5 protein-coding genes and 2 pseudogenes are annotated in these 5,103 nt (G+C 63.0%); 4 read left to right on the forward strand and 3 right to left on the reverse strand.

Features of this window, described 5'->3' with window-relative positions; translation table 11 throughout:
- A pseudogene (locus ACYCTF_RS14040) lies at positions 1-956 on the reverse strand (hypothetical protein); the annotation flags it as partial.
- A gap of 435 nt (positions 957-1,391) precedes the next feature.
- Here ACYCTF_RS14040 and ACYCTF_RS14045 point away from each other — a divergent pair.
- The 4 genes from ACYCTF_RS14045 to ACYCTF_RS14060 all read left to right on the forward strand — a co-directional run bounded on the left by ACYCTF_RS14045 (position 1,392) and on the right by ACYCTF_RS14060 (position 3,912).
- Positions 1,392-2,285, forward strand: coding sequence for a hypothetical protein (locus tag ACYCTF_RS14045; RefSeq protein ID WP_461284031.1), 894 nt, complete (start codon positions 1,392-1,394; stop codon positions 2,283-2,285).
- A 71-nt stretch (positions 2,286-2,356) separates the two neighbouring features.
- The gene (locus ACYCTF_RS14050; protein WP_461284032.1) at positions 2,357-2,752 is read left to right on the forward strand and encodes a hypothetical protein; all 396 of its coding nucleotides are present in this window, start codon (positions 2,357-2,359) and stop codon (positions 2,750-2,752) included.
- Positions 2,753-3,145: 393 nt separating this feature from the next.
- Positions 3,146-3,412 (forward strand): type II toxin-antitoxin system Phd/YefM family antitoxin, encoded by a 267-nt coding sequence (locus ACYCTF_RS14055; RefSeq protein ID WP_461284033.1) that lies wholly within the window; start codon positions 3,146-3,148, stop codon positions 3,410-3,412.
- Positions 3,413-3,459: 47 nt separating this feature from the next.
- Positions 3,460-3,912 (forward strand): PIN domain-containing protein, encoded by a 453-nt coding sequence (locus tag ACYCTF_RS14060; RefSeq protein ID WP_461284039.1) that lies wholly within the window; start codon positions 3,460-3,462, stop codon positions 3,910-3,912.
- Here the strand turns inward: ACYCTF_RS14060 and ACYCTF_RS14065 are convergent.
- Positions 3,823-4,344, reverse strand: coding sequence for a helix-turn-helix transcriptional regulator (locus ACYCTF_RS14065; protein WP_461284034.1), 522 nt, complete (start codon positions 4,342-4,344; stop codon positions 3,823-3,825). The genes ACYCTF_RS14060 and ACYCTF_RS14065 overlap by 90 nt on opposite strands.
- Before the next feature lie 3 nt (positions 4,345-4,347).
- Positions 4,348-4,622: pseudogene (locus ACYCTF_RS14070) on the reverse strand (hypothetical protein).
- Between the last annotated feature and the right edge of the window lie 481 nt (positions 4,623-5,103).

Genomic DNA, 5,103 nt, shown 5'->3' on the forward strand with positions numbered 1-5,103 from the left:
AAGGCCAGGCCCGCAAGCCTGCCATAGGCCGGCAAGAGCTCCGAGACCGCTCTCCCCATGGCGTCTTTGAGGATGAGGACCTGGTCCATGAGACCGTTCGGACACTGGCCGAACGCGAACCCCAGTTCCGCCTCAAAGCGGCGCCACTCGGCGCGCCTCGGATCGGCCCGATCCCGGCACAGATCATCCCACTGCGTCCGGAGGGTGCTGTCGCCATAGAAACGCGTGCACACCTTGAGCCGCCACACAGTGGCCGTCAAGAAATCCTCGACCCCGTCTGTGAAATCCTTCAAGGGCACGGACACGGGGCCCCCGGTCCCGGTGACATAGCGCACCGCCTTGCGCCTCTTATCCTGCGTTCTGGCCGCGACCGCCCAGAGGTGCATCGCCTCCCCGTCCGAGACCCATAAGGTATGAGGCCAGACGAAACCATACCCGGCCGCCTCCATCTCATGGGCCCGGCGCCAGTCGAGACTCACATGGGTCCCGGGCGCAGGCAGCGGCTCCCAGTGGAGCCGCCACCAGGACGCGGCAAGCCATAGGGCCAAGGGATAGGCCGATACCAACACCGACTCGTGGACCGTATCCGACCAGACGTTGCGATTCGCCGTGAGATTGTCGGGGCCGGCTTGCAGACGAAGGCGCGCGGCGGTGTGCGCGATCTCGGTCCCGTTGCTGCGCGCCATAGGCACCCACTCGAGCGTAAACTGCAGCGCCCCGACGCGGCGCACGGGCCCATTCTCGGGCCGCTGCGCTTGATCAGGACCTGCCGAGAATGCAAACCCATAGCTCTCGAGCTTATACCGGACCCCATCGATAAAAAGGCCGGCTCTGCGGACCCAGACCGTCTCGCGAAGAGAGGTGCGCACGCGCCGCCCAAATCGCACGACCAGGCGTAAGACTGGCCGATAAGGCAGGGACGACACGCGCCACGCGGTCTGTGTGCTCCTGGTCATCTCATACCCCCTTTCTTTGCCCCACGGCGGCCACGCCCAAAAACGCACCCTGAGAGAAAACGAGCCCCCTTGTTGTCCAGCACGGTATCCCGGGCCCTCACGCCAAGCGACACCACCACCCCGTCATGCGCAGGCCCGATCCACCGCTCAAAAAGTGATCCTGCGAATATAACCCGACACCCCTGAGGCCCCGACCCCGCCGCATCCCGGGGGATATCTCCCCGCCCTCGCGCCCACCCATCGCCTAGGCGCCACTGACATCACTTGCGCATCGCGATACCTCGCAGACGGCCTCGATACCCTCCGACGCCCCCCACAACCCCGGATTTTTCCTAGGGTAAGACCAAAAAACACCGCCCTACCCCGTGATCTACCGGAGAGACACGCCGTGCGATACGCGTCTATCGTGGGCCTCGTTTTCAAAGGAGCTTATTTATGGACCGTTCCACACATGCGCAGGTATGTATCCTCGTGGCTCTGTTCTCTGGAGTCCCCCTCGAATCTCAAGCGGCGCACATACCCTGGGCGATACAACGTGCCGAAAGCGGACTTTTTCTTGGCATCGGCGAAGACGTCTTCCAGACCCAGGAGAGTGTCGCAGGAAACCCCATCGATTCCGAAAACGGCGGCCTGCCGGCCTATACGCTGGGACTTACGCGCCTCGGATCGCGCGCAGGCGGCCCCTATTGGCGCCTGCAGCTTTCCGGCGCCTTCGGGACTGCGCGCTATCACGGCAATACGGCCCTGGGGCTTCCGGCCCAAGGGTCATCGACCAATCGCATCGTCTCCCTCGACGGACGTCTGGGCCTGGGAATCGACGGGCTTTGGTCTGGGAGCCCCACTGTCGTCTTGATCCCCTACCTCGGCATGGGCTTTCAGCGGTGGACACGCGGGATCGACAGTGGCCAGACCTATACCGGAGGCGAGACCGTGACCGAGGCCCATCTGGGCTTAGGTTTGGGCGCGGACTACGCCCTCGACCGGCGCTGGGTCGTGTCCGTGCATGCCCTCGCAGGCTACACCCTGGGCGCGCAACGCACAGCGACTGTGCCCACCTTCTTCGATACCGCGACCAACACGCTTGAAAGCACACGCGTCACCGAGGCCTTGGGCGACCGCCCCTATGAGGTCCTAGGCGGCGCTATCAGCTACCGCGCCGATCGGCGTCTCGACATCTCGCTTCGTGTGCGCCGCGCCACCTGGTCTGCCGCAGGGTCCAGCCCGATACCGATCCTGGATTCCTCCGGCGGGACGGTGGGCGCCACCCCCGTCCCAGCGAGCCGCCGCACGGACACGGCCATCATGATCGAGGCCCGCTCACTCTTTTGAGGGCCGCGCGTAGGCCCCTTCTATCCGCCCCGGATCCTCTCGGGGCCCTTTACTACGGGAGACAGCACACCATGACCACCCCTCTTACCAAACCATCCCTGCAAGCCCAGAGCGCCACAGACCCTGCGGACGCCCACGGAGACTGCGAGACCACCCTAGACCTGCCACAAGCTGTGCGTGCCGGGCGCGGTCCGGGTCCGGCCGGACACCATAGAAAAAACCGGATGGCGCGCGATCATCGACGTATCGGTCCCCCTATCCCACGCGGGAAGACGGGACGCAGGCCGCGACGCGACGCGCGCATGGGCTACCCGGCGCGGCGCCGCGATGGCGACTGGATGACGCTGGGGCGCGTCAAAGAGCCCCCGCATCACAAGGTCGCACAATCACGCAAGGACCCGATCGACCAAGGCCTGACATCGGAATCGGAAGACGAGGAGGGAGATGACGACACGGCGACATCCTGAAAGGTAAGGTCGAACGCGCGCGGGACCAAAGCCTAAGGCCGCTACGCGTGGCCATACGGCAAGGACCCGCCTTGCGCCGGATCTCTGGTGCTTCTATCCACCAACGCGGGGCTAGGAGAGCTCCCCGCCCCGGCCCTCGCCCGCCCCATCGTCCTGCTGATCGGGGGCGGCACACACGGGCCTGGGCGCTTGTGAGCCGTGTGGCATCAGGGAATAGCTCCGGCATCCCAGCACCCTTGCGCACTGTGGGCCAAGCGGCGTTTTCTATCAACAAACTCCGATTCGAGCAGTCCTTGCACTATTCGGAAGACATCGACCGGATCTCGGAAACATACTGACCAGACCGCGATACATGGTCATAATGATTGCTACGATCGATATGCCGGAGGCATCATGATTACGGAGACCAGTGCGGAGCAATTCCGCCAGAACCTGGGCGAAATGCTCAACCAGGTCCAATATCGGCGCGACAGCGTGCTTATTAACAAAGACGGCAAACCTGTGGCGGCCTTGGTGGATGCTCAGCTTTTTGCGCGCATCCGTCGCATGCAGGAGCACTTCGATGCGCTAGGCAAAAGGCTAGAATCCGGCTTTGCCCTTGTGCCAGAAACGGAAGGGTTGGCGGAGATTGAGGCGGCCGTGACGCAAGAGCGGTCGTAAGCCCGCGGACAAGCAAAAAAGCTTGATCGCGCGTGGGTACCTTGCGCGTGATATTGGACACCAATGTACTGCTTTCTGGCATTAGCTATCCCGGCAGTATTCCGGGCAAGATCCTGGCCACATGGCGTCATGGGTCATTAGAGGTACTTCTCTCGGCCTATATCCTGGATGAGTTGCGCAGGATTCTGCCGAGGCTTGCGCATCGTCATGGGCTTAACCCTGCCGAGCAGCGTGATCTTGCGGACATTCTCGCCATTCAAGCCGAAGTCATTACGTCTGTTCTCGGGCATGAACCGGCCCTCCGTGGTCTCCATGACCCGCCTGGGATTTCCCTGCTTTGCGGACAAAGACATCGAAGAGCTCGCCCAGGACCTGAGCGGATACGACGGCTATCCCCGTTGAAAGCCCGCTCAACCGACCAGCGCATTCAACTCCCGAGCGGCCTTTGTCGGAAGCCAATGGGCCTCCTTGGCCACGTTGACCTGCAGCGCCACTCTTGAAACCTCCAGCACGCTTCTCTCCAACGAGTAGCCACCTTTGGCTTCCAGCCAGGTCAAGACTTCGGCAAGATGCCAGATCGATCCGCCACCCTCGTGGATGGGCGCAGGAAAGCTGCCGGGATGGGCGAGCATGAGTTTACGCATGTTCTGACGAGACACGCCCACGACTTCGGCGACATCGGTGAGGCCCACGAAATCCGGCGCCGCCTCGATCAGCCGCGCGGACGGAATGGCGCGCTTGACGTCCACCAGCGCACTACGCATGGCGGCCCAGGCATTGTCGGCCTCGCGCGTGAACTCCAGCGCCAGTCGGCCCGGCTGCCCAATACCGACCAGCGCATCATCGCAACCGGACTCGCCTAAACGTTCCACCAAGGCGTCCGGATCGTCGTGCTCGGCGAGCTGGTATTTCATGGTGAAAATATATTCCATACGTCATTCCTCGGAGATCGAGCCGGCTTCGCTCTGCCGCTTACGGGTCGTGCAGTTGTCCACGACCCGCCGCAGCGCCCGTGCGTGGTTACCGGGGTTCTTCGGCGTGCTCCACACGCTGGTAATACAGAACTCGCCGCAGCGGCATGCGTCATCGTTGTAAGGACAGTAGACCTCCCCCAGGCGTGACTGCCGCCAGCCTCGACGCGCCAGCCCTGCGCTTCCGCGTGCTTGAGCGCTTCCTCGACTTCCTTCTTCGGATGCGACGAACGAGCCACTCAACACCCCCAATATGGATTCAGAGAGCAAGGTTGTCAAGTGACACCCTTGTTCAAACCCATGTCCTCCGCGCCGGCTCTGACGATGTAACGCGTTACGCGTCGAAAGGGAACCGCAACGTGTGCAACTCATTCGTAGGTCAAGGACGACCCCATGACCGCCCCACCGGCTCACCACAGCGCAATCGACAAGCGGTATACGGTTCGCCCGTTCAACATCCGGATATCAAACGCTCTCGCGCGGCATGATACCCAACGTCCCGCCTGGGCACGCCTGCATATTCCTACAGGCCCCTTGCACACCCGTCCTCCCCGAGGATCGCGACACGCGGGCCAGACCCGCGGTAGGCTGGGCGCCTGCCCCGGACACAGACTCGCCTCTGCTACCCGACGAGATCATGCGCGAACCTCACGTCATTGCCCCTCGGCGCATTACCGCATACAAACCGACACTGCCGCGTCAAGCGATTGGAAACACCAG

Source organism: Acidiferrobacter sp., assembly GCF_054609335.1.

What these genes read in the sequence shown, in the direction of transcription:
- ACYCTF_RS14055 (WP_461284033.1), top strand. Translation starts at nt 3,146, where the DNA reads ATGATTACGGAGACCAGTGCGGAGCAATTCCGCCAGAACCTGGGCGAA.
- ACYCTF_RS14065 (WP_461284034.1), bottom strand. Translation starts at nt 4,344, where the DNA reads ATGGAATATATTTTCACCATGAAATACCAGCTCGCCGAGCACGACGAT.
- ACYCTF_RS14050 (WP_461284032.1), top strand. Translation starts at nt 2,357, where the DNA reads ATGACCACCCCTCTTACCAAACCATCCCTGCAAGCCCAGAGCGCCACA.
- ACYCTF_RS14045 (WP_461284031.1), top strand. Translation starts at nt 1,392, where the DNA reads ATGGACCGTTCCACACATGCGCAGGTATGTATCCTCGTGGCTCTGTTC.